At 49.0% G+C, this 26,583-nt stretch carries 17 protein-coding genes, 14 tRNA genes and 4 rRNA genes; 32 read left to right on the top strand and 3 right to left on the bottom strand.

Annotated features, from left to right (window positions below):
- Window positions 1-45: 45 nt before the first annotated feature.
- Window positions 46-744, bottom strand: coding sequence for a spore germination lipoprotein GerD (gene gerD, locus NST84_RS27255; RefSeq protein WP_342563176.1), 699 nt, complete (start codon window positions 742-744; stop codon window positions 46-48).
- Window positions 745-865: 121 nt separating this feature from the next.
- On the opposite strand from gerD, the gene NST84_RS27250 reads away from it, so the two are divergent.
- Together NST84_RS27250 and NST84_RS27245 are read left to right on the top strand one after the other, a co-directional pair.
- Entirely contained in the window at window positions 866-1,474 is a 609-nt protein-coding gene (locus tag NST84_RS27250) for a KinB-signaling pathway activation protein (protein ID WP_342563175.1), read from the top strand.
- A gap of 170 nt (window positions 1,475-1,644) precedes the next feature.
- Window positions 1,645-2,466 (top strand): PPK2 family polyphosphate kinase, encoded by an 822-nt coding sequence (locus NST84_RS27245; RefSeq protein WP_342563174.1) that lies wholly within the window; start codon window positions 1,645-1,647, stop codon window positions 2,464-2,466.
- A gap of 44 nt (window positions 2,467-2,510) precedes the next feature.
- Here NST84_RS27245 and pdaB read toward each other — a convergent pair whose 3' ends face one another.
- A complete protein-coding gene (pdaB, locus tag NST84_RS27240; RefSeq protein ID WP_342563173.1) occupies window positions 2,511-3,317 on the bottom strand; it encodes a polysaccharide deacetylase family sporulation protein PdaB in 807 nt (268 codons plus the stop codon).
- Window positions 3,318-3,448: 131 nt separating this feature from the next.
- On the opposite strand from pdaB, the gene NST84_RS27235 reads away from it, so the two are divergent.
- The 28 genes from NST84_RS27235 to NST84_RS27100 all read left to right on the top strand — a co-directional run bounded on the left by NST84_RS27235 (window position 3,449) and on the right by NST84_RS27100 (window position 23,760).
- The gene (locus NST84_RS27235; RefSeq protein WP_342563172.1) at window positions 3,449-4,045 is read left to right on the top strand and encodes a stage II sporulation protein M; all 597 of its coding nucleotides are present in this window, start codon (window positions 3,449-3,451) and stop codon (window positions 4,043-4,045) included.
- 246 nt (window positions 4,046-4,291) lie between these two features.
- A complete protein-coding gene (locus NST84_RS27230; protein WP_025336637.1) occupies window positions 4,292-4,522 on the top strand; it encodes a hypothetical protein in 231 nt (76 codons plus the stop codon).
- Between the two features lie 417 nt (window positions 4,523-4,939).
- Window positions 4,940-6,487, top strand: a 16S ribosomal RNA gene (locus NST84_RS27225).
- Between the two features lie 106 nt (window positions 6,488-6,593).
- Window positions 6,594-6,710: ribosomal RNA gene (gene rrf / locus NST84_RS27220) — 5S ribosomal RNA — on the top strand.
- 39 nt (window positions 6,711-6,749) lie between these two features.
- Window positions 6,750-6,826 (top strand) — tRNA-Ile (locus NST84_RS27215).
- Window positions 6,827-6,853: 27 nt separating this feature from the next.
- Window positions 6,854-6,929, top strand: a tRNA-Ala gene (locus NST84_RS27210).
- 198 nt (window positions 6,930-7,127) lie between these two features.
- Window positions 7,128-10,053 (top strand): 23S ribosomal RNA (locus NST84_RS27205).
- Between the two features lie 146 nt (window positions 10,054-10,199).
- Window positions 10,200-10,316: ribosomal RNA gene (gene rrf, locus NST84_RS27200) — 5S ribosomal RNA — on the top strand.
- Together the 16S, 23S and 5S rRNA genes with 14 tRNA genes alongside form the textbook arrangement of a ribosomal RNA operon.
- A gap of 13 nt (window positions 10,317-10,329) precedes the next feature.
- Window positions 10,330-10,405: transfer RNA gene (locus NST84_RS27195), tRNA-Asn, on the top strand.
- A gap of 1 nt (window position 10,406) precedes the next feature.
- A tRNA-Thr gene (locus tag NST84_RS27190) sits at window positions 10,407-10,482 on the top strand.
- An 11-nt stretch (window positions 10,483-10,493) separates the two neighbouring features.
- Window positions 10,494-10,568 (top strand) — tRNA-Glu (locus tag NST84_RS27185).
- Between the two features lie 34 nt (window positions 10,569-10,602).
- A tRNA-Val gene (locus NST84_RS27180) sits at window positions 10,603-10,678 on the top strand.
- A 46-nt stretch (window positions 10,679-10,724) separates the two neighbouring features.
- Window positions 10,725-10,798 (top strand) — tRNA-Gln (locus tag NST84_RS27175).
- Window positions 10,799-10,803: 5 nt separating this feature from the next.
- A tRNA-Lys gene (locus NST84_RS27170) sits at window positions 10,804-10,876 on the top strand.
- 20 nt (window positions 10,877-10,896) lie between these two features.
- Window positions 10,897-10,980 (top strand) — tRNA-Leu (locus tag NST84_RS27165).
- A gap of 8 nt (window positions 10,981-10,988) precedes the next feature.
- Window positions 10,989-11,063 (top strand) — tRNA-Gly (locus tag NST84_RS27160).
- Window positions 11,064-11,069: 6 nt separating this feature from the next.
- A tRNA-Arg gene (locus tag NST84_RS27155) sits at window positions 11,070-11,146 on the top strand.
- Between the two features lie 32 nt (window positions 11,147-11,178).
- Window positions 11,179-11,252 (top strand) — tRNA-Pro (locus NST84_RS27150).
- A gap of 15 nt (window positions 11,253-11,267) precedes the next feature.
- A tRNA-Gly gene (locus NST84_RS27145) sits at window positions 11,268-11,341 on the top strand.
- 16 nt (window positions 11,342-11,357) lie between these two features.
- Window positions 11,358-11,431: transfer RNA gene (locus NST84_RS27140), tRNA-Pro, on the top strand.
- Window positions 11,432-11,841: 410 nt separating this feature from the next.
- Window positions 11,842-14,634, top strand: a complete 2,793-nt coding sequence (gene ppc / locus NST84_RS27135) for a phosphoenolpyruvate carboxylase (RefSeq protein ID WP_342563171.1) — start codon at window positions 11,842-11,844, stop codon at window positions 14,632-14,634.
- Window positions 14,635-15,576: 942 nt separating this feature from the next.
- Window positions 15,577-16,143, top strand: a complete 567-nt coding sequence (gene sigW / locus NST84_RS27130) for an RNA polymerase sigma factor SigW (protein WP_342563170.1) — start codon at window positions 15,577-15,579, stop codon at window positions 16,141-16,143.
- A 120-nt stretch (window positions 16,144-16,263) separates the two neighbouring features.
- Complete coding sequence (locus tag NST84_RS27125; protein ID WP_342563169.1) at window positions 16,264-16,878, top strand: zf-HC2 domain-containing protein; 615 nt, start codon at window positions 16,264-16,266, stop codon at window positions 16,876-16,878.
- 205 nt (window positions 16,879-17,083) lie between these two features.
- Window positions 17,084-17,914 carry a diadenylate cyclase CdaA gene (gene cdaA / locus NST84_RS27120; protein ID WP_342563168.1) on the top strand — a complete coding sequence of 277 codons (831 nt, stop codon included), beginning with the start codon at window positions 17,084-17,086 and terminating at the stop codon, window positions 17,912-17,914.
- Window positions 17,907-19,364 carry a CdaR family protein gene (locus NST84_RS27115; protein WP_342563167.1) on the top strand — a complete coding sequence of 486 codons (1,458 nt, stop codon included), beginning with the start codon at window positions 17,907-17,909 and terminating at the stop codon, window positions 19,362-19,364. The genes cdaA and NST84_RS27115 overlap by 8 nt, the downstream gene beginning before the upstream one ends.
- Before the next feature lie 158 nt (window positions 19,365-19,522).
- Entirely contained in the window at window positions 19,523-20,863 is a 1,341-nt protein-coding gene (glmM, locus tag NST84_RS27110; RefSeq protein WP_342563166.1) for a phosphoglucosamine mutase, read from the top strand.
- A 600-nt stretch (window positions 20,864-21,463) separates the two neighbouring features.
- Entirely contained in the window at window positions 21,464-23,296 is a 1,833-nt protein-coding gene (gene glmS / locus NST84_RS27105) for a glutamine--fructose-6-phosphate transaminase (isomerizing) (RefSeq protein ID WP_342563165.1), read from the top strand.
- Window positions 23,297-23,451: 155 nt separating this feature from the next.
- Complete coding sequence (locus NST84_RS27100) at window positions 23,452-23,760, top strand: hypothetical protein (RefSeq protein WP_342563164.1); 309 nt, start codon at window positions 23,452-23,454, stop codon at window positions 23,758-23,760.
- 58 nt (window positions 23,761-23,818) lie between these two features.
- On the opposite strand, the gene NST84_RS27095 is transcribed toward NST84_RS27100, so the two are convergent.
- A complete protein-coding gene (locus NST84_RS27095; RefSeq protein WP_342563163.1) occupies window positions 23,819-24,640 on the bottom strand; it encodes a DUF2785 domain-containing protein in 822 nt (273 codons plus the stop codon).
- Between the two features lie 142 nt (window positions 24,641-24,782).
- On the opposite strand from NST84_RS27095, the gene NST84_RS27090 reads away from it, so the two are divergent.
- Window positions 24,783-25,142 (top strand): hypothetical protein, encoded by a 360-nt coding sequence (locus NST84_RS27090; RefSeq protein WP_342563162.1) that lies wholly within the window; start codon window positions 24,783-24,785, stop codon window positions 25,140-25,142.
- 135 nt (window positions 25,143-25,277) lie between these two features.
- Window positions 25,278-26,342 (top strand): suppressor of fused domain protein, encoded by a 1,065-nt coding sequence (locus NST84_RS27085; protein ID WP_342563161.1) that lies wholly within the window; start codon window positions 25,278-25,280, stop codon window positions 26,340-26,342.
- Window positions 26,343-26,583: the final 241 nt, after the last annotated feature.

Below are 26,583 nucleotides of genomic sequence, written 5' to 3'. Positions count from 1 at the left end.
AAAAGAGGCTTATCCACATCATAAGGATAAGCCTCTTTTTCTGGATTAAGAGCCGGAGTCATCTCCGCCTTCCTGCTTCGAACTGTCGCCTCCGCTTCCCTGATCACCGCCGGAGCCGCTGTCCTTTTCTCCGCCTTTCTTCTGAACCTTAGGCTGGAGCTCGTCCTGCACGACTGTTTTGAGCAGCCCCAGCACTTCCATACGGAAGAGCGGATTCTGCATCGCTTCCTGCATAATGGTCATGGACTGCTTGCGGTAGTCTGATGTCTTTGTAAGATCCAGGAACATTTTCATCATTTCAGGCGATTTCATAATTTCTTCAATTGATTTCTGATAAGTCGGATCCTTGATCAGCTGCAGATGCAGCTCCTTGCTCTGGCTGTTGATGGCTTTGGCGAACTCACCGGCAAAGGTCGGATCGGTCATAATCTTTTCGATTTCCTTCTGGTACTCCGGTGCAGTGATCGTATCCTTAACCGCAATCCGGATCTGCTCATTGGTCTGCAGCGGCATCATTTTCATGCTTAACCCGCTTACACTGCTTCCTTCCGATCCGCTGCTTGAGGTTAGTGCCTCCTCGACTGCTTTTTTACCTTCATCGCTTTTTAATATATCGACAACCATTGTCTTCATTTCCTTATATCCCATCTGACTGGAAGAACTGCTCTGTTCTCCTCCACAGGCTGTTAAGGTGAGCACCAGGCTTAATGCCAGGCCTCCAGACAACAAACTCCTCCACTTCATTGGCGCTGCCCTCCTTTGTAGGAATCCTGAGGGTAGTATGCCGCACGGGTGCACAGGATATGTCGCGGTTATGATGGTTTTTTGACGGTAAGCTTGGTAAAATAAATCTGACACTGGGGAGGTGAAGTGGCTGAGTATAAGAAAATGGTATCACCTGTTCTGGACCACACTTCTGGTAGGGGCTGCCTCAGCCGGGCTGGCGGGACTTATGCTGCAGATTGTGAATGGCGGCATAGATTTCAAAAGCACAGCGGATCTGCTGCTGTACCTGCTTATTCTGCTTGGTTCCGGAATGCTTGTTAGCGTTTACGCACAGCTGGGATTTTTCGCGTACCTGATTCTTAATTACATGGGCAATGGTGTGTTTTCCCGTAAAGTGTGGCAGTACATACAGCTTGTGTTGGCTGTGCTGGCGCTGCTCGAGCTTATATTCCTGAGGGCCTTTGTCGGAGCTGAAAGAACAGGAAGCTCTGATCTGATCCTGGGAATAGGCATTCTGCTTACAGCCGTCGTTGTGTCTTATTTCAAAGTGCAGAGCACAAAGGCAGCTGCTGCGATTCCGACCTTTTTCTTCATGACAGCCATCACCATTGTGGAGACGATAGGCGTGCTCCAGATTGGTGTAGACAGTGCAACCTTGTTTATTGTGGTTCCGCTGATTGCCTGCAATGCATTCCAGATTTTAAGACTGCATGCCATCCTTAAACCGCTTAACCCTCAGCTCTCATAAACATACAATATGCAAAAACCCCAGTGCTCATAATGAGACCGGGGTTTTCTTGTTCGTTCCAGTGCGATTAAAATGAAAACAGTAAGGTTAATCTTAAAGAACAGCTTACATAAAGCTAATGGCTGCAACGCCGTTCGTAAACCGAAATCAGTAAGCAAGGAGGGGCATATATGAACATCAAGCGCTATATGATAAAAGACACAAGTGAAAACATTTTAAGAATGCTCGATCCGTCAGAACGCGGTGATTTTGACTCGAAAGAGGAAGCCGCGGCCAAAATGGAAAAGCTGAAGGAGCGCCTGGCCGAGCTGCAGGATATTCTGTTTGCCCAAAAGAAGCACTCGCTGCTCGTTATTCTTCAGGGGATGGACTCAAGCGGAAAGGATGGAACGGTAAAGCATATCTTTTCCGGCATTAATCCCCAAGGGTTTATCGTTACCAGCTTTAAAAAGCCGTCACTGGAGGAGGAGGCCCACGATTTCCTGTGGAGAGTGCATATGAAGACTCCGCCAAAAGGTTATATTGCTGCCTTCAACCGCTCCCATTATGAGGATGTGCTGGTTCCCCGGGTGCATGGCAGCCTGAAAAAAGACGATATGAAACGCCGTTTCCGATATATCCGCCAGTTTGAAGAGATGCTGGTTGAAGAGGGCACAACCGTGATCAAGCTGTTTTTGCATATCTCCAAGGAGAAGCAGCTTAAAAAAATCCAGGAGCGCCTGCAGGATCCGACCAAGCACTGGAAATTCGACGCCAGCGACCTGCAGGAGCGGGAATACTGGGATGATTATCAGAAGGCTTATGAGGATGTGTTCCGTGAGACCGGCACCGAACAGGCACCATGGTACTGGATTCCGGCCAACCACAGGTGGTACCGCAATTATCTGGCATTGTCCATCGTAGTCAAAACACTGGAGGGGCTCGACCTGAAGTATCCGAAGCTGGATTCTTCTACACCTGATATATCAGAGCTCATCTCTCCGCGTCACTAACAGAGGGCAATCAGACGGGTTGCGGTACAGCCGGCTAAAAAGGGTTACATTCCTGCAGCCTTCTCAAGCTCTTTGTTCAGTGAGGCAGAATCACGGACTTCAGTGCCTTCAGCACTGCTCTGGCTGATCAGCTCGGATACAGTGACAAATTCATAGCCCTGGGCACGGAGATTATCGATAATCTGGGGAAGTGCCTCATGGGTCTGCTTGCAGGAGTCGCTGGCATGAAGGAGGATGATGTCCCCCGGGTGTGCTTTGGTGGTGACCCGCTTGACGATATTATCTACACCGATGTTTTTCCAGTCGAGAGAGTCTGTATCCCACTGGATAACCTTATAGCCGAGATCGCTGGCTACCTGAAGCACTCTTTTATCAAAATCACCATTCGGCATACGGATCAGGTTAGGCTCTTTGCCCGTTAATTCGGTGAGTACGGTGTGGGCTGTTGAAATTTGCGTGCGGATCTCCTCATTGCTGAGCGTGCTGTAGTTAACATGCTTGTGCCCGTGGCTGCCGATTTCAAAGCCCGCATCCTTAATGCTGGTTACAATCTCCGGGTGCGTTTTACTCCAAGGTGAGGAAAGGAAGAACGTAGCCTTATCTACCTTTTTGTCCTCAAGCACCTTCAGAATCGGTTCCGGCCGCTTTTCACCCCAGCTAATGTCAAAGGTTATAGCGATCAGCTTCTTTTGCGTTGGCACGCTGTAGATGGCAGAAGGGGCTTGTGAATCTGAAAAAACAGTAATGTTACCCCTTTCCACGTATACAACACCAGCGGCCAGAAGCGCAGCGGCAAAGATATAAATGAACCGTTTTATCTTTTTGCCGCTGAATACATAAAAAGAATTCATACTAGCAGCGCTCCTCTCCCATTGCGAAATGGCTTGTTTGTTCTAAATGTATGCTCGTACCTACCGCTTATGACCTCATCTGTACCAGAAATCTCTTTTACTGCTTGTACTAAAATATATAGGAGGCTTTTATGTTTGCGTTTTCAAGATTCCTTAAAGACCTGGGGACAATCCGGAAAGCAATATTGCTGGCGCTGACTCTTTTTGTGTTAGGGGGAGTGCTCGGCTGGATCGGCACCGGCAGTCTGCAGAAGCTGCTTGAACAGCAGCTCGAAGGGTTAAGCAGCATCAGCGGAGAGCTCATGGATTCAGATAATCCGGAGTGGAGCTTCTTCACGTTTATATTTTTAAACAACAGCATTAAAAGTGTGTTAGTTATTTTCCTGGGGGCGCTATTTGGCGTTATTCCGGCGTTCTTCTTATTGATTAACGGGGGAGTTATCGGCTATCTGATCCACTTATCGGTCCTGCAGGGGGCGGATTTATTTCAGTTAATTGTTAAAGGGCTGCTGCCGCACGGCATTATAGAAATTCCGGCAATTATTATTGCTTGTGCATTCGGGCTGGCTTTTGGGGGAAAAGTGGTACAGAGCATGTTTGGCAGGGTCCGGGACGGCGTCTGGCCTGAGTCTATGCGCAGGACATTGACGGCATCCGTATGGATAGTAATCCTGCTGCTGATTGCCGCAATTATTGAAAGTACAATTACATTGGCGCTTTTATCATAAAATTGCACGGAATTGAGCATAACATTAAAGCCGTGCCGATTTGGGGATTCCTGACAACAGAAGATTGCCAAAGCTTAGCAGAGCTATAAAGAGAATTTTAGCAATTATGGTTATAGTTCCTATGCTCCGGTTAATCTAGTGTAAGCGGGTATACACGCAGTTTTCCCATCAGATGAACTAACTTCTGACACACAAACAGCAGCGCAAAAGATTTAACCTCAAATTATTACGAAGGAGGCCAAGCATATGTTGGGGATGTTGTTCAATGAAAAGGAGTGCAAGGAGCTGGACTACGTTCTGCGTAAAGAACTCGATGAGATGCTTCTTGATTTAAGTGATCAGCGCTTGGACCAAAATATCAGGCATGCCATTGCTAACCGATATAAAACTGTATTTCGCATGTACGCGCGGTTTGCTCCGCAAAAGGAGCTGTCCAAGTATGCATGGGGCGGGCGTTCGTCCCAGTTTAAGCATTAAAAAGATAAGCTGCTGTCTATATATTTGTGTGCTTGGCCACTAATTTAATAAAAAGGGTTGACTAAACAGGAGCGTACGTGATAAATTATATCTCGCGCTCCTTTTGATATTTCAAGAGAAGACGCACGGCAGGAAAAAACGAAAAAAACTTTTTTCAAAAAAAGACTTGCCAAAACGATAAACACTGTGATATATTATAAAGGTCGCCGCTGACAAGCGCGACGCAAAAGAAAAGAAACAAATTGATCTTTGAAAACTGAACAACGAGTGAGTATGGGAGATCACTTCGGTGATATCCAAAAGTAGAGAATGTAAATTCTCGTCAGATGTTTCAAAATGAGCAATCGCTCTTTTCGATAGTTTTCGGATGGTTATTTCCTCGGAGTCATTCGGGTGAAGTGGCTGCTCGGAAAAACCTTATTGGAGAGTTTGATCCTGGCTCAGGACGAACGCTGGCGGCGTGCCTAATACATGCAAGTCGAGCGGAGCTTATCCTTCGGGATAAGCTTAGCGGCGGACGGGTGAGTAACACGTAGGCAACCTGCCCCTTAGTCTGGGATAACTACCGGAAACGGTAGCTAATACCGGATAATTTCTCTTTTCGCATGAGAAGAGAATGAAAGGCGGAGCAATCTGCTGGTAAGGGATGGGCCTGCGGCGCATTAGCTAGTTGGTGGGGTAACGGCTCACCAAGGCGACGATGCGTAGCCGACCTGAGAGGGTGAACGGCCACACTGGGACTGAGACACGGCCCAGACTCCTACGGGAGGCAGCAGTAGGGAATCTTCCGCAATGGGCGAAAGCCTGACGGAGCAACGCCGCGTGAGTGATGAAGGTTTTCGGATCGTAAAGCTCTGTTGCCAGGGAAGAACGTCCGGTAGAGTAACTGCTACCGGAGTGACGGTACCTGAGAAGAAAGCCCCGGCTAACTACGTGCCAGCAGCCGCGGTAATACGTAGGGGGCAAGCGTTGTCCGGAATTATTGGGCGTAAAGCGCGCGCAGGCGGCTATTTAAGTCTGGTGTTTAAACCTTGGGCTCAACCTGAGGTCGCACTGGAAACTGGGTGGCTTGAGTACAGAAGAGGAAAGTGGAATTCCACGTGTAGCGGTGAAATGCGTAGAGATGTGGAGGAACACCAGTGGCGAAGGCGACTTTCTGGGCTGTAACTGACGCTGAGGCGCGAAAGCGTGGGGAGCAAACAGGATTAGATACCCTGGTAGTCCACGCCGTAAACGATGAGTGCTAGGTGTTAGGGGTTTCGATACCCTTGGTGCCGAAGTTAACACAGTAAGCACTCCGCCTGGGGAGTACGGTCGCAAGACTGAAACTCAAAGGAATTGACGGGGACCCGCACAAGCAGTGGAGTATGTGGTTTAATTCGAAGCAACGCGAAGAACCTTACCAGGTCTTGACATCCCAATGTAAGCATTAGAGATAGTGCCCCTCTTCGGAGCATTGGAGACAGGTGGTGCATGGTTGTCGTCAGCTCGTGTCGTGAGATGTTGGGTTAAGTCCCGCAACGAGCGCAACCCTTGACTTTAGTTGCCAGCAGGTAAGGCTGGGCACTCTAGAGTGACTGCCGGTGACAAACCGGAGGAAGGTGGGGATGACGTCAAATCATCATGCCCCTTATGACCTGGGCTACACACGTACTACAATGGCCAGTACAACGGGAAGCGAAGCCGCGAGGTGGAGCCAATCCCAGCAAAGCTGGTCTCAGTTCGGATTGCAGGCTGCAACTCGCCTGCATGAAGTCGGAATTGCTAGTAATCGCGGATCAGCATGCCGCGGTGAATACGTTCCCGGGTCTTGTACACACCGCCCGTCACACCACGAGAGTTTACAACACCCGAAGTCGGTGGGGTAACCCGCAAGGGAGCCAGCCGCCGAAGGTGGGGTAGATGATTGGGGTGAAGTCGTAACAAGGTAGCCGTATCGGAAGGTGCGGCTGGATCACCTCCTTTCTATGGAGAATCGTCATCTGCAATGATGACATTCAAATCTTAAATCTAACCGGTCGGTTAGTTACTCACTCGTGTTCAGTTTTGAAAGGTCAATCCTTTCATCCCGTTTGGTGGCGATAGCGGAGGGGTTCCACACGTACCCATCCCGAACACGACCGTTAAGTCCTCCAGCGCCGATGGTACTTGGACCGAAGGGTCCTGGGAGAGTAGGACGCTGCCAAGCGGACAACCATTCTATGGTTGAAACCATGTTATGTTATATGGGCTTTTAGCTCAGTTGGTTAGAGCGCACCTCTGATAAGGGTGAGGTCGGTGGTTCGAGTCCACCAAGGCCCACCATATAACATCTACAGCTTAATATTTTATGGGGCCATAGCTCAGCTGGGAGAGCGCCTGCCTTGCAAGCAGGAGGTCAGCGGTTCGATCCCGCTTGGCTCCACCATAATTGATTTGCTTGAATATATGCAACATCTTGATCCTTGAAAACTGGATACCGAAACGAATTTGCGTTTTAGAACATTCCTTTAAGCTGAACTTGTGTAAACAAGTTTAATATTAATGGCGATGCTAACGATGATCCTAATGGTAATAAAGGCTTTGAAGCAATTCAATGTCCGATATTTTCCGAAGGGAAAATCGAGGTTAAGCTAATAAGAGCACACGGAGGATGCCTAGGCGCCAGGAGCCGACGAAGGACGTGGCGAACAACGAAACTGCCTCGGGGAGCTGTAAGCAAGCTTTGATCCGGGGGTGTCCGAATGGGGAAACCCAGCTGTGGTAATTCGCAGTTACTCACATCTGAATACATAGGGTGTGCAGAGGCAGACCAGGGGAACTGAAACATCTAAGTACCCTGAGGAAGAGAAAACAATAGTGATTCCGTCAGTAGCGGCGAGCGAACGCGGAACAGCCTAAACCAGGGGGCTTGCCTCCTGGGGTTGTGGGACGTCTCACATGGAGTTACAAAGGAATATGGTAGGCGAAGAGGTCTGGAAAGGCCCGCGATAGAGGTAAAAGCCCTGTAACCTAAACTGTGTTCTCTCCGAGACGGATCCCGAGTAGTGCGGGGCACGTGAAACCCCGTATGAATCCGGCAGGACCATCTGTCAAGGCTAAATACTACCTGGCGACCGATAGTGAAACAGTACCGTGAGGGAAAGGTGAAAAGCACCCCGGAAGGGGAGTGAAATAGAACCTGAAACCGTGTGCTTACAAAAAGTCAGAGCCCGATCTATGGGTGATGGCGTGCCTTTTGTAGAATGAACCGGCGAGTTACGTTTAACATGCAAGGTTAAGGTGAGAAGCCGGAGCCGCAGCGAAAGCGAGTCTGAATAGGGCGATTTAGTATGTGGACGTAGACCCGAAACCGTGTGATCTACCCCTGTCCAGGGTGAAGGTGCGGTAACACGCACTGGAGGCCCGAACCCACGTACGTTGAAAAGTGCGGGGATGAGGTGGGGGTAGCGGAGAAATTCCAATCGAACTCGGAGATAGCTGGTTCTCCCCGAAATAGCTTTAGGGCTAGCCTCGGTGAATGGAGTGATGGAGGTAGAGCACTGATTGGGTGCGGGGCCCGCAAGGGTTACCAAGCTCAGTCAAACTCCGAATGCCATTAACTTCTTGCCGGGAGTCAGACAGTGAGTGCTAAGATCCATTGTCAAAAGGGAAACAGCCCAGACCATCAGCTAAGGTCCCCAAGTGTGTGTTAAGTGGGAAAGGATGTGGAGTTGCACAGACAACCAGGATGTTGGCTTAGAAGCAGCCACCATTTAAAGAGTGCGTAATAGCTCACTGGTCGAGTGACTCTGCGCCGAAAATGTAACGGGGCTAAACACACCACCGAAGCTATGGCTTGATGCTTTGCATCAGGGGTAGGGGAGCGTTGTATGCAGGTTGAAGGTGTACCGTAAGGAGCGCTGGACAGCATACAAGTGAGAATGCCGGTATGAGTAACGAAAAGATCAGTGAGAATCTGATCCGCCGAAAGCCCAAGGTTTCCTGAGGAAGGCTCGTCCGCTCAGGGTAAGTCGGGACCTAAGGCGAGGCCGACAGGCGTAGTCGAAGGACAACAGTTTGAAATTACTGTACCACCGTAATCCGCTATGAGCGATGGGGTGACGCAGGAGGGTAGTGACGCGGACTGATGGATGTCCGTCTAAGCAGTGAGGCTGATGTGTAGGCAAATCCGCACATCGTAAGGCTGGGCTGTGATGGGGAGCGAAAATTATAGTAGCGAAGGTCATGATCTCACACTGCCAAGAAAAGCCTCTAGCCAGGAGAAGGTGCCCGTACCGCAAACCGACACAGGTAGGCGAGAAGAGAATTCTAAGGCGCGCGGAAGAACTCTCGTTAAGGAACTCGGCAAAATGACCCCGTAACTTCGGGAGAAGGGGTGCCTCGGTAGGGTGAATAGCCCGAGGGGGCCGCAGTGAAAAGGCCCAAGCGACTGTTTAGCAAAAACACAGGTCTGTGCGAAGCCGCAAGGCGAAGTATACGGGCTGACGCCTGCCCGGTGCTGGAAGGTTAAGGGGAGTGGTTAGGGGTAACCCGAAGCTATGAACCGAAGCCCCAGTAAACGGCGGCCGTAACTATAACGGTCCTAAGGTAGCGAAATTCCTTGTCAGGTAAATTCTGACCCGCACGAATGGCGTAACGACTTGGGCGCTGTCTCAACGAGAGATCCGGTGAAATTTTAATACCTGTGAAGATGCAGGTTACCCGCGACAAGACGGAAAGACCCCATGGAGCTTTACTGCAGCTTGATATTGAATTTGGGTACGATCTGTACAGGATAGGTGGGAGCCGTAGAAACAGGAGCGCAAGCTTCTGTGGAGGCGCCGTTGGGATACCACCCTGATCGTATCTAGGTTCTAACCTGGTACCCTAAACGGGTACGGGGACCGTGTCAGGCGGGCAGTTTGACTGGGGCGGTCGCCTCCTAAAGAGTAACGGAGGCGTTCAAAGGTTCCCTCAGAATGGTTGGAAATCATTCGAAGAGTGCAAAGGCATAAGGGAGCTTGACTGCGAGACCTACAAGTCGAGCAGGGACGAAAGTCGGACTTAGTGATCCGGTGGTACCGCATGGAAGGGCCATCGCTCAACGGATAAAAGCTACCCTGGGGATAACAGGCTTATCTCCCCCAAGAGTCCACATCGACGGGGAGGTTTGGCACCTCGATGTCGGCTCATCGCATCCTGGGGCTGAAGTAGGTCCCAAGGGTTGGGCTGTTCGCCCATTAAAGCGGTACGCGAGCTGGGTTCAGAACGTCGTGAGACAGTTCGGTCCCTATCTGTCGTGGGCGCAGGAAATTTGAGAGGAGCTGTCCTTAGTACGAGAGGACCGGGATGGACGTACCGCTGGTGCACCAGTTGTTCCGCCAGGAGCATGGCTGGGTAGCTACGTACGGACGGGATAAGCGCTGAAAGCATCTAAGCGTGAAGCCCCCCTCAAGATGAGATTTCCCAGTATGTAAGACCCCTTGAAGACGACGAGGTAGATAGGTTGGAGGTGGAAGTGCAGCAATGCATGGAGCTGACCAATACTAATCGGTCGAGGGCTTATCCAAAATACTACCCCAAAAAGTGAAGAAGAGGCTGACGAAGCTGATTCCGAATACTTTCCGGGGGCCCCGTAAAAAGGGCAGACGCAGATTCGTTTCGGATTCAGTTTTCAGGAATCAAGTTCCTGAAGCATTTACGCTGTAAATGCCCGTTTGGTGGCGATAGCGGAGGGGTTCCACGCGTACCCATCCCGAACACGACCGTTAAGCCCTCCAGCGCCGATGGTACTTGGACCGAAGGGTCCTGGGAGAGTAGGACGCCGCCAAGCGGACAAATAATATTCCCTGATAGCTCAGTTGGTAGAGCACTCGACTGTTAATCGAGTTGTCACAGGTTCGAGTCCTGTTCGGGGAGCCATGCTCTCATAGCTCAGCAGGTAGAGTGCTTCCATGGTAAGGAAGAGGTCACCGGTTCGAATCCGGTTGAGAGCTCCACAAATTTTTAAGGCCCGTTGGTCAAGGGGTTAAGACACCTCCCTTTCACGGAGGTAACAGGGGTTCGAATCCCCTACGGGTCACCATTTATTTCGCTTTAAGGCTTATGGTTATACATACGGAGGCTTAGCTCAGCTGGGAGAGCATCTGCCTTACAAGCAGAGGGTCGGGGGTTCGATCCCCTCAGCCTCCACCATGATCGTTTTCCTATTGAACCGGTTATGGTAGATATGTTACATTATAGGGGATTCGCCAAGTGGTAAGGCAACGGACTCTGACTCCGTCATCATAGGTTCGAATCCTATATCCCCTGCCAAATGCGAGCCATTAGCTCAGTTGGTAGAGCACCTGACTTTTAATCAGGGTGTCGAAGGTTCGAGTCCTTCATGGCTCACTTTGATTAAAAAGTACCCTGCGCGTGTGGCGGAATGGCAGACGCACCAGACTTAGGATCTGGCGTCGTAAGACGTGGGGGTTCAAGTCCCTTCACGCGCACCACTTATTATGCGGACGTGGCTCAGCGGTAGAGCATCGCCTTGCCAAGGCGAGGGTCGCGGGTTCGATTCCCGTCGTCCGCTCCATAATTTGCGCCCTTAGCTCAGCTGGATAGAGCGTTTGACTACGAATCAAAAGGTCAGGAGTTCGAATCTCTTAGGGCGCGCCATTTTTCTTTAGGTAATATGCAACACGTTATTTCGGGATGTAGCTCAGCTTGGTAGAGCACCTGGTTTGGGACCAGGGGGTCGCATGTTCAAATCGTGTCATCCCGATTTTCATCTTTTTTTGCGGGTGTAGTTCAATGGTAGAACTTCAGCCTTCCAAGCTGATAGCGTGGGTTCGATTCCCATCACCCGCTCCATAATTTTATATAGTTTCGGGATGTAGCTCAGCTTGGTAGAGCACCTGGTTTGGGACCAGGGGGTCGCATGTTCAAATCGTGTCATCCCGATACTTCAGCGTAAGCTGACGGAAACTCTCACATTTGTGAGAGTTTTTTTGTTATATACTATTAATTTATTCCATTTGAGAGATGCATTTTAATGAAGAAACTTATTTTATCATCAGTATTCAACATCCCTAATTTCCATTCCCACGCAATCCGTGTATAATTCAATCAATACCTACACGTCATGTAAACCTTGCACATAAATACGTTGAGAGCCAGCCATTATAATGAAATAAGATACCTAAATATTTTATGAATGTATAATGAAGCATTTTGGTGTATAATCGTAATTACTGCAACGCTTTACAGCGTAATAAGTTGAAGATTTCCGTTGGGTTTTACAGTATGATATAAGGAAAGCTTCGAATAGACAATGTTAGGACATTGATCCGGAAGAGGATGGGGGGAGCAGCATGACCGAACTTACGACAGCTGTCAGCAAAAGCAATTCCAACAATCTGCTGCGGCGTGACGTACGGTTCCTGGGGAACATCTTGGGCGAAGTCTTGGTACATCAAGGCGGTAATGAATTGCTGGAGGTCGTGGAGAAAATCCGTGAAACCAGCAAATCGCTGCGCTCATTATTTTTGCCTGAACTGCACAATGAATTTAAAGAGCTGATTGGCTCACTGGATCCTGAGAATCGCCATCAAGTAATACGGGCGTTTGCCATTTATTTTCAATTGGTAAATATCGCTGAGCAAAATCACCGGATTCGCCGCAAGCGGGACTATGAACGCTCTGCAGGGGAAACGGTACAGCCGGGATCTATCGAAAGTGCGATTCAGGAGCTCCGTGAACGTGATTTTTCCCAAGAGGATGTTCATGACATTATGAATAATCTGTCCTTGGAGCTGGTCATGACCGCTCACCCTACGGAAGCAATGCGGCGGGCCATTCTCGATATCCACAAACGGATATCCGATGATGTGATGGGACTTGATAATCCGACGCTGACATTCCGTGAACGCGAGCAGCTCCGTGAGAAGCTGCTGAACGAAGTAATCACGCTTTGGCAGACAGACGAATTGCGTGACCGTAAACCGACAGTGCTGGATGAAGTGCGTAACGGGATGTATTACTTCCATGAGACGATATTCCAGGTGCTGCCGGACGTATATCAAGAACTTGAGCGATGTCTGAGCAAATACTATCCGGGCCAGAACTGGCATGTGCCGACTTATCTGCGTTTTGGATCATGGATCGGGGGCGACCGGGACGGAAATCCTTCCGTAACGGCGGCTGTGACGCTACAGACGCTGCGTCTGCAGCGCAAGCTGGCTATCCGTGAGTATCAGCGCATTATGCGCGAACTGATGCAGTATCTGAGCTTTAGTACAAGCATCGTCAATGTTACAGGCGAGCTGCTGGATTCAATAGAAGCAGACCGGGAGATTATTAAGCTGAACCGGTTTGAGGCCTGGCGTAATGATAATGAGCCCTACCGGATTAAGCTCAGCTATATGATCTCCAAGACACAGAATGTGATGGATGATGAGAAAAAGGGAACTCCTGAGCGCTACACGACTCCGCAGCAGTTCATTGATGATCTTAACGTAATTGACCGCAGTCTGCGTCATCATTATGCGGATTATGTAGCAGATACTTACATTAAGAAGCTGATCCGTCAGGTGGAGCTGTTTGGTTTCCACACTGCGGCACTTGACGTGCGCCAGCATAGCCAGGAGCACGAAAATGCCATGGCTGAAATTCTGGCCAAAATGAATATCACCCAAGATTACGCCAATATGCCCGAAGATGAAAAGGTAAAGCTCCTTGAGTCCTTGCTTAACGATCCGCGGCCGCTGACCTCTCCGTACCAGTCTTACAGTGAGAGTACAGAGGAATGCCTTGCAGTATACCGCACAATCTATCTGGCGCAGGAGGAGTACGGCAAGCAGTGTATTACGAGCTATCTGATCAGTATGGCAGAAGCAGCAAGTGATATTCTGGAGGTAATGGTATTCTCCAAAGAGGTTGGCTTGTTCCGTAAGGATAACGATGGAACAGTTGTCTGCACCCTGCAGGCGGTACCGCTCTTTGAAACCATCGATGACCTCCATAACGCTCCGCAGATTATGCGGACACTGCTCGCCATGCCGATCTATCGTGAAGCGGTGCGGGCAATGAACGACCTGCAGGAAATTATGCTGGGTTATTCCGACAGTAACAAAGACGGCGGCGTAGTAACTGCAAACTGGGAGCTGCGTGTTGCGCTGAAGCAGATTACAGCTACAGCAGATGATTTCGGCATCAAGCTGAAGTTCTTCCACGGCCGCGGCGGAGCACTTGGCCGCGGCGGGATGCCGCTGAACCGCAGTATTCTTGCCCAGCCGGCTTCGACGATTGGCGGCGGCATCAAGATTACCGAGCAGGGCGAAGTCATTTCTTCCCGTTATTCGATGCAGGGCATAGCCTACCGGAGTTTGGAGCAGGCTACCTCAGCGCTGGTAACAGCAGCGATTCATGCCAGAACGCCGCAGGCAGATTTGTATGAAGAGAAGTGGGATGAGATTATAGCCCGTATCTCTGAAGTATCCCTGACTAAGTATCAGGACCTGATCTTCCGTGACCCGGACTTCCTGTCCTTCTTCAAAGAATCGACACCTCTGCCTGAGGTGGGCGAGCTGAACATCGGCTCACGTCCGTCCAAGCGGAAGAATAGTGACCGGTTCGAGGATCTGCGTGCGATTCCTTGGGTATTTGCCTGGACGCAGAGCCGCTACCTGCTGCCGGCCTGGTATGCTGCCGGAACAGGGCTACAGAGCTTCTATGAAGGTAAGGAAGAGAATCTGAAGATCATGCAGACGATGTATGCTGACTTCTCGTTCTTTACAACGCTGATTGATACACTGCAGATGGCGATCGCGAAGGCGGATCTGGTTATTGCCGAGGAGTATGCTTCCATGGGCAAAAACGATGAAGCCCGCCAGCGGATCTTCGGCCAGATTAAAGCCGAGTTCAAGCTGACCTCAGAGCTGATCCTCAAGATCACCGGCCAGCATGATATTCTGGATAACGTTCCGGTTATTCAGGAATCGATCCGTCTGCGCAACCCTTACGTTGATCCGCTCAGCTATCTTCAGGTACAGCTGCTGTCCGAGCTTAGAAATCTGCGTGATGCCGAGGGCGACGACGCTGAACTGCTGCGTGAGGTACTGCTTACCATTAACGGTATTGCTGCTGGATTGCGTAATACGGGCTGATGCCCCGAAGTTTATACCAATAAGCATATACAGGAACATTCCCGGAATTCCGCCTCTGAAGCACCGGGAATAAGCAAAAAAGGAGATCTACTGCACTTTGTGCAGCTGATCTCCTTTTTTTGTCTGTATTCTGCTTCTATTACATTTGTACAGCCGAGTACAATCCGAAACGGGCTACTCAGTATAGCCGACTATGAGGTAAGGAATATGCCTAATATAAGTGAAAAGTAGAAAGTAGCAGTTGACCAACTGGATAAGCCTTTAACTGTATTTTGTACAATTAAGAGCCGCGAATATGATATCCCTTCACCTGATAGCTGCAGTTCGTACAACTAAATCGGCGTATATTCACTAAAATAGACGTTTTATAGTTTTTTAATTGCACAAAATACATCTAAAGAGCGGATTACAAAAAAAACAGGCTGAATAGTTGTATAAAGTGCAGTTAAGCCAAGTAGAACGGTCGAAACCGATGACGGTGAAATAGGAGTATTGGGATGGAGTAAGGAGTAAGGAGTACGCTCAAGGCAATCATTGGCGATCGAATTAAAAGGAGGCCGACCTCTGCTTCCTGCCCCGCCCATAGTTACCTAAGGGAATTTGGGCCTTTCACATCGCATAAGCTACAGGTGATGGAGACGGGGCGGAGAAGAATTTTGGAACTGTAGGAGCGTCAGCGTCCGTCTTTATTGTCAGATTTCAACTGTGAACCAAGTTTATATATAGAAATCTGACAATAACAGCGGCCGAAAGTCCAAATATTCTTTGGAGTGCCGCCGTAATCACTGCGCGTTCCCTCGAAGTCACTCGGTCCGTATTCCACGAAGGTAACAATACAATCCTTGATTTTTGACCAAACTTGAATTACGATTTAAATGCTTGTACCGTGGGCATTCAGGTTAGATAGAAGGCCAGGGGAGGCAAGTCTGGGGGAGTTAACAGGTGGAGAATTTGGAAGGCAGATTGACAAAGCTCGCCTTAAAGGGCGACCAAAGAGCATTTGCCGAGCTTGTGGAACTATATAAAGACAAAATATATCATTTGGCTTACCGGATGCTGAACAACCGTCATGAGGCGGAGGATATCGTTCAGGAGACCTTTTTGCGTGTGTACCGGAATTTGGACCGTTATGATGACAAACAGAAATTTTCAACCTGGATTTACAGGATTGGCACGAACCTTTGTATCGACAGGCTGCGCAAGCGCAAGCCGACTTATTCACTGGATGCCGAAATGAACGATCAGGAAGGCATTGACGGCTATTCAATGATTCCGAGCACTAATGTGACCCCGGAGACGGAACTGCTGCTCTCAGAGACGCAGAGGGTGATCTACGAGGCCATTGACAGTCTGCCCGTGAAATACCGGTCTGTAATGATATTGCGGTATTTGCAGGATCTGTCACTGCAGGAGATCAGCGATGTGCTGGATATGCCGGTAACGACGATTAAAACCCGGGTGCACCGCGGACGTGAGTTCTTACGTAAAAAGTTAGGCCCGAAAATGTAAAAATAGATGTTTTTTTATGAAACGTCTGACTGGGAGTGCCGTATGTAAGTTGAGCAAGTCTTATGCACTGTCCCATTGCCTTGAAAAAATTAAATAGCACTCATGAAAGGATTGGCTCCTATGGAATGCAAACTGGCCGTCTCTTTGATGCATGATTACCTGGATGACGACTTGCCCGAGCTGCAGCAGAGGGAATTGAAGGAGCATCTTCTATCCTGTCCGGATTGCCGTGCAAAGTTCAAAGAACTGGAACAAACTGATATGCTGATGTTCTCCCTGATGCACCAGAATGTGGTTGCCTCAGATGATCTGGTAAGCCGGATTATGGACTCATTGCCGAAGCCTAAGAAAGAAAGAGCTTTTATTACCTGGATCAAAAGACATCCGGCCCTTACGGCAGCTTCCATATTCCTGCTGGTGATGCTGATGAGCTCGGTAACTTTCTGGAATCAGGATCAGCAGCTGGTGGTCAGAGGCAGTGACCTCGACCAGGTCGTAATCCAGGGCGATACAGTCATTGTACCGTCCGGCAAGACGATATCCGGTAATCTCACCGTGGAGAACGGCAAAACTCAGGTGTACGGGGATGTAAACGGCAACGTAACGGTAATCGACGGTACGCTGTACAAGGCATCTACAGCCCACATCTCAGGGCAAGTCAAAAGCATAGACCAAGCGGTAAGCTGGCTCTGGTATAAAGTGACGAACATGTTCTCTGAAGTTGCCTACCGTTAATCCGCATGGCCTTTATGCAGAAATAGTTTTTGCGCCTCTTTTTCCGGAAAGATGGCGCTTTTTTGTTGTCTTGGAGGATATTATCAGAATTCCCCAGCGGGTGAAACTTGCAACCTGGGCTTGAACGTTATAACCTAGATATGAAAAAGATCTTACAGACAATTTACATAAACCCAGCTAATATGAAATGACGGGGGTTTTGAGCATGAGCTATTTTACCGACCTGACATGGAAAGAATCCATTAAAGATATAATCGATATTCTGATCGTCAGCTACATTATCTATAAAGTCCTGAATATGGTGCGCGGTACCCGGGCCGTTCAGCTGTTGAAGGGGATTCTTGTGCTGGTTATCATCTGGGCGCTGAGCACGGTTCTGGATCTGTACACGCTGAAATGGCTGATGAACCAGATTTATACGTTCGGAGTGTTTGCGATCTTTATTATTTTTCAGCCGGAGCTGCGGCGGGGGCTGGAACAGCTTGGCCGGGGCAAATTTTTTGGACGGGCTTCAGAGAATGATGAGGAGATCAGCAGGCTGATCGGTGAAGTGATTAAAGCGGTAAACTATTTGTCCAAGCGCAAAATCGGGGCACTCATTGTTTTTGAACGCGCGACGGGTCTTAATGAGTACACGGAATCAGGGATCCCCATGCGTTCTGTTGTCAGCTCGGAGCTGCTGATTAATATTTTTATTCCGAATACGCCGCTGCATGACGGTGCGCTGATTATGCAGGATGGACAGATTGCTGCTGCCGCCTGTTATCTTCCTCTATCCGAGAATCCGTTCATCAGCAAAGAGCTGGGGACACGCCACCGTGCAGCAATCGGAATCAGTGAGGTGGCAGACTCGGTATCAGTTGTAGTCTCTGAGGAGACCGGACAAATATCACTGGCTCTTAACGGGCAGATTGTGCGCGATATTAAGGAAGAATCGCTGATCTCCAAGCTGCACCAGGAGCTGAGCGCGTCTTCGACGCTGAAGGAGAAAAGCTCTGCTTTCTGGAAACGGAGAGGAGGCAAGAACAATGGATAAGTGGATGAAGAATAACAACTTCAACAAGATTCTTGCGCTTGTCTTCGGTATCATCCTGTGGACGATTGTACATGTGGATACCGAGCCTACTAACCAGACTACAGTAAATACACAGACGAAGATCATTGAAAATGTAAAAATAGAGCAGACCGGCCTTGACGAGGAAAAGTATGTATATACCGTTGATGCCGACAGTGTGAGGCTTGAAGTATCGGGTAAAAACTCCGACTTAAACTTCAAGTTCTCCGATGATTATAAAGTGACTCTCGATTTAAGCGATGTAGGGCCGGGAGATACAACCCTTCCGTTAAATTATACTTTACCCAAAGGAGTCAAGTATGAATTGATGGAGCCGTCTGAAGTGAATGTGCATGTTGAATTGCGCAACACAAAAACCTTTCCGGTTACCGTAAATATTACGGGGGCGCCGGCAGATGGATACCAGGCAGCTGCTGCGGTTATAGATCCGTCGGAGGTGGAGGTAACCCTGCCGGCGAGTGAGTTGAGTAAGGTAGCAACGGTTCAGGGGACGATTGAGCTCGACGGGGAGAATGAATCCTTTACGGAGAAAAGAATGCGGCTGACAGCCTACGATGAGAGCGGCAATGAAATCAGCGGCGCTGTTATTGAGCCTTCCACAGTTGCTGTGCAGCTGTCGATTACTCTACCTAACAAAACCTTGCCGCTGGATATCAGCTTTTCCGGACAACTGCCCGGTTCGCTTGTGCTATCCAGAGTTACGCCTGAAATAGATGCGGTTACGGTATACGGCAGCAAGGAAGCACTTGCCGGGTTGTCCTCTTACGAGGCAACCCTTGATCTAAGCACGGTCCAGTCTGCAGGCACGCAACAGGTGAAGCTGGAATTGAAGCCGCCGGAGGGGACAGCTAAGATTGAGCCGGCGGAAGTGAATGTTACTGTCTCCGCAGCCGAAATTGCTGAACGGACGATGGAGAATATCCCGATCAAGCTTGAAGGTGTAGCCAGCGGGCTTACAGCAGTAGTGACAGACCCCGCCGCCAAAGCCATTTCGCTGACTCTGGCAGGAGCACCGACACTGCTGGATCAGCTGGATCAGGATAATATCAGTGTGGTTGCCGATGTCGGGGGACTGGCGGCAGGCACTCACCAGGTCTCCCTGCAGATCTCGATGCCGAGGTTTATTTCAATGGTCAGCTCTTCACAGCCCAATACAGTCACTATAGACCTGCAGACGCCGGCAGCAACACCAGAGGCAACCGTTAGTCCGGATACGGGTATTGTTCCTACCCCGGAGCCAAGCTCTGAAGCTGTCTCCGGCGGGGAGACGAGTGTGGAACCAACACGTAGCGCAGAACCGACAAGTACTGCTACGCCGGAGCCGGTAGAGGATACGGCGGAAAGCAGCAGCACTCCCGCAGGGAGCGGAAATGACGCGAATACTGGAAATGCTGGTGCCGGCGGTACGTAACTTTTTGATGATGTGTTGAGTCCTTTAGTTACAAGAATCCGAATTCTTTCATACAATAATTCATTAAGCTATATAAGATGAACTTAAGAAATGGAGCTTCATCCATAACATTCTTAAGTTCGCATTCTACAATGTAGCGTATTTAAAGGAGAAAAGAGATGGGTAAGTATTTTGGAACAGACGGTGTGCGCGGAGTCGCAAACCAGGAGTTAACAGCAGAAATGGCATATAGCATCGGCCGCTGCGGTGGTTATGTACTTGCAGGAAATGTTGAAAAGCCAAAGGTAGTCATCGGAATGGATACACGCATCTCCGGACCGCTTCTGGAATCGGCACTTGTTGCCGGGCTGTTGTCCATAGGAGCAGAAGTAATCCGTATTGGTGTCGTTAGCACACCAGCAGTAGCATATATCACCAGATTGCTCAAGGCGGATGCCGGAGTAATGATCTCGGCTTCCCACAATCCGGTTGAGGATAACGGAATTAAGTTTTTTGGCGGAGACGGCTTTAAGCTGACTGATGAGACTGAACTGCGTATTGAAGAGCTGATGGATGCTGAGAAGGATGAGCTTCCACGCCCTGTGGGTGCCGGTCTTGGCAAGCTTACTGTTGATAATGATGCTAAGTATCTGTATCTGGAATATCTGAAGACAACGATTAATAACCGTTTTGAAGGAATTAAGGTTGTGCTGGACTGTGCGCATGGAGCGGCTTATGAGCTGGCCCCTCGTCTGTTCAGAGAGTTGGGTGCCGAAGTGATTGCTATCGGTGCAGAGCCTGACGGCCTTAACATCAATGACGGCTACGGCTCGACACATCCGGAGAAGCTGCGGGAAGAGGTGCTGCGTCACGGTGCTGACCTGGGACTTGCTTTTGACGGCGATGCTGACCGCCTGATTGCCATTGATGAGACGGGCGAAGAGGTTGACGGTGACTTTATTCTCTGCATCTGCGGAGATGCCATGAACCGTGCCGGCAAGCTGAAGGATGCAACTATTGTGTCCACCGTTATGAGCAACATCGGCTTCTACAAAGCAACCGAAAAGCTGGCGCTTAATACAGCCAAGACGGCTGTAGGAGACCGTTATGTAATGGAAGAAATGCGCCGCGGCGGCTATAACCTGGGAGGAGAGCAATCCGGCCATGTTATTTTCCTGGATTATAATACAACCGGTGACGGCATTCTGACGGCTATTCAGCTTGTCGATACGATGAAGGGTGACGGCAAGAAGCTGAGTGTGCTGAGTTCGATGATGACCAAATACCCTCAGGTGCTTGTTAATGTGCGGGTACAGGATAAGACCAATTATCCGAATAATCCGGCGATTGAAGCAGCGATTAAAGAGGTGGAAGGCAAGCTCGGCGATAACGGCCGCGTGCTTGTCCGCCCGTCGGGAACAGAACCGCTGATCCGGGTAATGGCAGAAGGCCCGGATAAGGCAGAGCTGGATCTTTTTGTAGGCCAGATTGTTGAAGTTGTAGAGCGCGAACTGGTTTAATATCATTAGAACCCATGGCTTGCAGAGCCGGTGAATGGAGATTTATGCTCCAAATGCCGGCTTTGTGGCTATTTTGAAATTTTTTTCAACAAATTCCAGCGGTTTCAACCATTATTTCATTGCCAAATGTGATGTAAGGTGCATATAATGATGAAGTGTCATTCGAGAAGGAAAGCGGGGATAGTGAGGTAACAGCAATAGCAAGCGCCAGAGCTTGATCTTGCGCGGGGGAGAAGGGACAGCCAGATGGGCTGAAACGGATCACGGCAGATGTAAGCTGACGAGGTGGAGGTGTTCGAAATGTTCGGCGGGGACCTCCCGGTGATACACCAGAGCCGTAAATGGAAGCGGAAAATGTCAGGGCGACCTTTCACACAACGCTTTCATGGGTGTACGAAGAATTTAATCATTCATGGGTATGCGCTTATGGAAGATACGCGAGTCCTGCTGCGGCAGAGAAGAAGACTGTACATGTCATGAATACCTACTTACAGGTGACAGACAATACAACAGAATAAGGCTTTTTCTCTACACATGCCGCACGGCACGTTTCTTTCCTTATGCCGCCCACATTACGATAATTGGACGGAGGAATTTATAATGTGTGGTATTGTAGGATATATTGGTAATCAGAATTCGCAGGGAATCCTGGTAGAGGGATTGAAGAAGCTGGAGTATCGTGGTTATGATTCAGCAGGGATTGCCGTTTTCACGAAGGAAGGTCTGCAGGTTGTTAAAGCACAGGGCCGTATGGCTAACCTGGAGTCCAGACTGGAAACCACTCCGCTGACTGGCAGTGCCGGAATCGGGCATACCCGTTGGGCCACTCACGGTAAACCGTCTGATGAGAACTCCCACCCGCACACAGATGACAGCCAGAAGTTCTCGGTTGTGCATAACGGGATTGTCGAAAACTACCTGGAACTGAAGGAAGAGCTGATTGCCGGCGGATGCCACTTCACTTCCGAGACGGATACTGAGGTTATTTCCCACCTGATCGCCCGTGAATATGAGGGCGATATCGTAAAAGCAGTACAGAAGGCAATCACCCACATGCGCGGTGCGTTTGCCCTGGGCGTTCTGACTGAACACGAACCGGATAAACTGGTAGCTGTGCGTCAGGCCAGCCCGCTGATTATCGGTCTTGGCGAAGGCGAAAACTTTATCGGGTCGGACATTCCGGCACTGCTGGAATATACCCGTAACGTATATATTTTGAACGACGGCGAAATGGCTGTACTGACAAGAGATGCTGTCGAACTGATGACGATTGAAGGCAACTTTATTTCTCGGGAAATGATTACTGTCGATTGGGATGCTGTTACCGCAGAAAAAGGCGGATATGAGCACTTCATGCTGAAAGAAATCCACGAGCAGCCTAAGGCTTACCGCGACACTATGCGCGGACGTATTAATGCTGAAGGCACTAAAGTTATCCTGCCGGAGCTTAACCTGACTCCTGAGCAGATCAAGAACATCCGGAACATTCAGATCGTTGCCTGCGGTACTGCATACAACGCTGGTCTGGTTGGCCGGGGCCTGATCGAGTCCCTGGTTCGTATCCCGGTTGAGAATGATATTGCGTCTGAGTACCGTTACCGTTCACCAATCGTAACACCGGAAACACTGGTTATCGTAGTCAGCCAATCCGGCGAAACTGCTGATACCCTGGCTGCACTGCGTGAAGGCCAAGCAAACGGAGCACATGTACTGGCAATCACTAACGTAGTAGGTAGCTCGATTGCCCGTGAAGCTAACGATGTACTGGTTACTCTGGCTGGTCCGGAAATCGCGGTAGCATCGACTAAAGCTTACACTTCGCAGATCATTGCGTTCACACTGCTCGGCCTGTATATGGCTGAAGTACGCGGAACACAAACGGATGCACAGGTTGCTGAAATTTTGGCAGCTATGAACACCCTGCCTGAGCAGGTAGAAGAAATTCTGGCTCAGAAGGATGCTATCAAGACTTACGCAGAGCAAATCTCCAGCCACAAGCACCTGTTCTTCATCGGCCGCGGCGTAGACTACGCAGTAGCTCAAGAAGGCTCGCTGAAGCTGAAAGAGATTTCTTACATTCACTCCGAAGCTTATGCTGCAGGTGAGCTGAAGCACGGTACCCTGGCACTGATCGAAGATGGCGTTCCGGTAATTGCCCTGGCAACACAGGAATCCGTACTCGAAAAGACTGTGAGCAACATCAAAGAAGTGAAAGCCCGCGGCGCAGACGTATTGGCGATCACTCACCAGGAGCACGTAACAGACCTGCTGAAATCCGTTGACCAGGCGTTCGTTATTCCTAAGACCCTGCCGCTGCTGACTTCCGCATTGTCTGTAGTCGTAACTCAACTGCTTGCTTACTATGCTTCGCTGGCTCTGGGTCATGATGTTGATAAGCCAAGAAACCTCGCTAAGAGCGTCACAGTGGAATAGGAATTGTAAGATTAACAGATTAATTGAACACACCTTGAGGGCAGCCTGAAAGAACAATCAGGCTGCCCTCTTTTTATTAAAAGGCAGTAGCATTACTTTGATAATGAGCGATAGAACCTTTATTTGGTGTAAGCTTAAAGCTAAGGGGAATACGAATGAATAGACTAACTTCTCATAATTGTAATCTGAATATCTGGGATCATCTCTCTGATGAAGTATGGGAAAAGGTCTCTGATTTATACCAAAGTATGCCAGGTTGGGCAGGGTATAAAGATGGTATTCCATATTGGTTTGGGCAGGAGGACGATGATGTTTATATTGTGGCATCTGTTGAGCCGAGTGGGTTATCATTTTATGCACAGATGAATCAAAGCGATTGGGATATTTGGATGGAGACATTTAAATCGGAAGCAACAAAAGTATTAGGATTTGATGTTGGGGAACCCGAGGATGGATTTATGTAAATATGAGAGGATGAGGAGTATGATCCCAATCAATCATTGATCATATCTCCCCTCTTAATCAGGAGTAATACACTTTCTCTATTTTATATAACGTATTCTCTATGACCGGGCAGAGGCCGGCATCCGCTTTGTAGAATTTCACCCGGAAGTATAAGCTTTTTAAAAAGTTCTTTATATTGTTTTTTTGCCTGAAGGCAGGGAGGAATTCGGGACTCTTCTCCACCTCACCGAAACGTTGAATCCATTGCTCAACAGACGCCTGACTGAGGATTTTCCTATTCAAAACACTAATTACAGGCCGGACCAATCGTTCATCTTCCCCGTCAGAGTAAATCCGCTTTGTGATGGTCATTTTGTCGTACACCAAATCTAGGATGTTTAAGAGGTCGTTCTGATCCAGCTCGGAACATTGAGCCAGCTCATCTAAAGCATCAGCTGCGTGGGCTGTGGCGTGAGCCCAGCCTTTTTGTTCGTCATAGCCGCGGTAATCCCGTTCTTCCTGCAGGCTGTAAAATACGCTCTTTTTAATCTGATGAATCTGCTCTTTTGAGAGGAATGGAGATCTATTGTGCCTTGTGAAGAGGGGCGGGATGAGTAGCATAGAAAAAGACCGGGTGAAGACAGAGTCTGTATCTGATTCACCAAGCTTATAAAGCAGATGGTCACTATCTAAAATAACAGGTATGAGCTGCTCCAGTTCATATATAGTTAAAACATTACCTGGAATCCATTGTGATAAGGTTTCGTAAATGAGATCATCACGCAGCTCCGCATCCAAAGAACCGATGTTATGTATCATTTCTTGTACTAACTGGAATGGCTCGGGAGGTGCCTGATAGTTGTTTTCTTTTATGAACATCAGCTTTTCTTTTAAAGTCATATTAAAGCTCCTATTAAAAGTATTTCTTCTACTATAAAATATTGCAAGGAGGAGATACAATGCATAATATTAAGCCGGAAAGCGTTGGTTCGGTAGTATTGTGGGACTACAGTTAAGAAGCGCGGAGAGCAGGTGCTAAGACATGAGACTTAGAGGAACCCTTACTGAGCAGGCATTCAGAAAAGAACTGCAAGCTTCCAAAGCCCGTCTGTTTAATGACATATCCATGCTGAGATTTCTACACATTCTTAAAGAAACTTTTCCCGCGATGAAAACAGCATATATTTTATATTGGATACCGGAGCAGGGAGAAGATATTATTACTTTCCTTGTGGACACGGACTCTGTTATTACGATTGAACTGGACCGCTACGATTATAGTATTTCGCCTATAGTGAATGTGCATCCGATAGAAGAGTACTTGTGTAAGGGAATCAGCAAAATTAATCAAATCAAAGTAGCTGTATCCATGGATTTAGCAAAAAGGGATCTGAATCTATAGAGATAAGGGGAGCTTGATTATTCGCTGCTTCGGGAGATGTAGCCGTCAAAGGTTGTTAACCCGGGTTGCTTAATTGAACTCTTCTAAGGGTAATATTGGAAATAATACATAATTCCGATTATAGGAGTGAGCCAAATGAGCGAGGAAGAAATGGAAGCAACCGGCTGGGATGCCATTGATGAGCAGGTGAACAGATTGTATGGGGAGCAGGAGCCGAAGCATTACGGTACCCTTATTCCTTATGGTCTGGGAGGCAAGGACCCGCTGCGGGGGATCAGTGCTTATAAGGCGGAGAAGCCCTATCCCCATTGGCATTTCGTAACTTATGGTTTCTCGGAGCTGTATGAAAAAGAGTCCAGTGACCCGGAATACAGCGGCTACGGTTTTGAACTGACTTTTCGGCTGATACGGGCTGCTGATGAGGAGGAGCCGCCGGCCTGGGCGCTTAATCTTCTGCAAAATATGGCGAGATATGTATTTTCCAGCGGCAATGTTTTTGCGTCCGGTCATTATCTGGATGCGAACGGCCCGATCTGTCTGGAGGCTGATACCAAGCTGACGGCGCTTGCCTTCACGGATGATCCCGAGCTTCCGGCGATAGATACGCCTAATGGGCGGGTTGAGTTCCTGCAGATGGTTGGGATTACAGCGGATGAGCTGGAGGCAATGACTACCTGGAATACGAATGCCTTTTTGCATGCGGCAGAGGAAGAGCTCCCCTCCTTTATTACCGATCTTTTGCGTGATTCGCTGCTGAGCGTTCCCGGCATAAAGGATGCACTGCGGGAGGGGATTGAGCGTGACGGATCGAGCACCGGCTTTTTCTATGTGGATCAGCTGGAATGGGAGCCGGGTAAAAGCCGCTTGTTCAGCAAAGCACCAGCCGTTCTGACGATGGGTGCCAAGCAGGCTGAGATGGTGGCAAGACTCCTTAGTGCACGTTTATCGAAGGACAAGGAGCTGGCTTTAGTCAGCCAAAAGCTGCGGGTTATACTGGAGCCTGCGACGGAGACTGTGTTCGAGGAAGGGGAACAGTCTGTAAGGATTGGCCTAAGTGAGGCGGCTGTCCGGGAGCTGTCAGCGACACTCAAGCCTTTGGAGGGTGAATATAAGCTGTCGTCGGCCAAAGGGCTGATCGTACGGGTGAATAAGACCTTTATTAAGGATCAGGACGGGCAGGTAGTGGATACCATTGGTTGAGGTAAAGCTTAAAAGAACGGATTGCGCCGACTGCGGTCAGGTGCACTGCTGCCAGAAGGTGTTTTAGTGTACTTTGTACACCTAAACACCTATTTTTTTGCACTGTGAGCGACAAAGAGGATCACAACTTGGCCATTTATTAATTGTATTGGGCAGGTTTTAATAGATAAAAATATTGCCGAAAAATTGAAAATTATGTATTATAGAAAAGAGAATGTAAAGATTTCATAATATTCGGAGC

It is taken from the genome of Paenibacillus sp. FSL R7-0345, assembly GCF_038595055.1.
Taxonomy (GTDB): Bacteria; Bacillota; Bacilli; order Paenibacillales; family Paenibacillaceae; genus Paenibacillus_AQ.
This window is presented reverse-complemented; position numbering and strand designations above follow the sequence as displayed.

Bases quoted from the DNA above. Each gene is read 5' to 3' on its own strand.
- gerD (WP_342563176.1), bottom strand. From the start codon at position 744: ATGAAGTGGAGGAGTTTGTTGTCTGGAGGCCTGGCATTAAGCCTGGTG.
- NST84_RS27245 (WP_342563174.1), top strand. From the start codon at position 1,645: ATGAACATCAAGCGCTATATGATAAAAGACACAAGTGAAAACATTTTA.
- pdaB (WP_342563173.1), bottom strand. From the start codon at position 3,317: ATGAATTCTTTTTATGTATTCAGCGGCAAAAAGATAAAACGGTTCATT.
- NST84_RS27235 (WP_342563172.1), top strand. From the start codon at position 3,449: ATGTTTGCGTTTTCAAGATTCCTTAAAGACCTGGGGACAATCCGGAAA.
- NST84_RS27230 (WP_025336637.1), top strand. From the start codon at position 4,292: ATGTTGGGGATGTTGTTCAATGAAAAGGAGTGCAAGGAGCTGGACTAC.
- ppc (WP_342563171.1), top strand. From the start codon at position 11,842: ATGACCGAACTTACGACAGCTGTCAGCAAAAGCAATTCCAACAATCTG.
- NST84_RS27125 (WP_342563169.1), top strand. From the start codon at position 16,264: ATGGAATGCAAACTGGCCGTCTCTTTGATGCATGATTACCTGGATGAC.
- cdaA (WP_342563168.1), top strand. From the start codon at position 17,084: ATGAGCTATTTTACCGACCTGACATGGAAAGAATCCATTAAAGATATA.
- NST84_RS27115 (WP_342563167.1), top strand. From the start codon at position 17,907: ATGGATAAGTGGATGAAGAATAACAACTTCAACAAGATTCTTGCGCTT.
- glmM (WP_342563166.1), top strand. From the start codon at position 19,523: ATGGGTAAGTATTTTGGAACAGACGGTGTGCGCGGAGTCGCAAACCAG.
- glmS (WP_342563165.1), top strand. From the start codon at position 21,464: ATGTGTGGTATTGTAGGATATATTGGTAATCAGAATTCGCAGGGAATC.
- NST84_RS27100 (WP_342563164.1), top strand. From the start codon at position 23,452: ATGAATAGACTAACTTCTCATAATTGTAATCTGAATATCTGGGATCAT.
- NST84_RS27095 (WP_342563163.1), bottom strand. From the start codon at position 24,640: ATGACTTTAAAAGAAAAGCTGATGTTCATAAAAGAAAACAACTATCAG.
- NST84_RS27090 (WP_342563162.1), top strand. From the start codon at position 24,783: ATGAGACTTAGAGGAACCCTTACTGAGCAGGCATTCAGAAAAGAACTG.
- NST84_RS27085 (WP_342563161.1), top strand. From the start codon at position 25,278: ATGAGCGAGGAAGAAATGGAAGCAACCGGCTGGGATGCCATTGATGAG.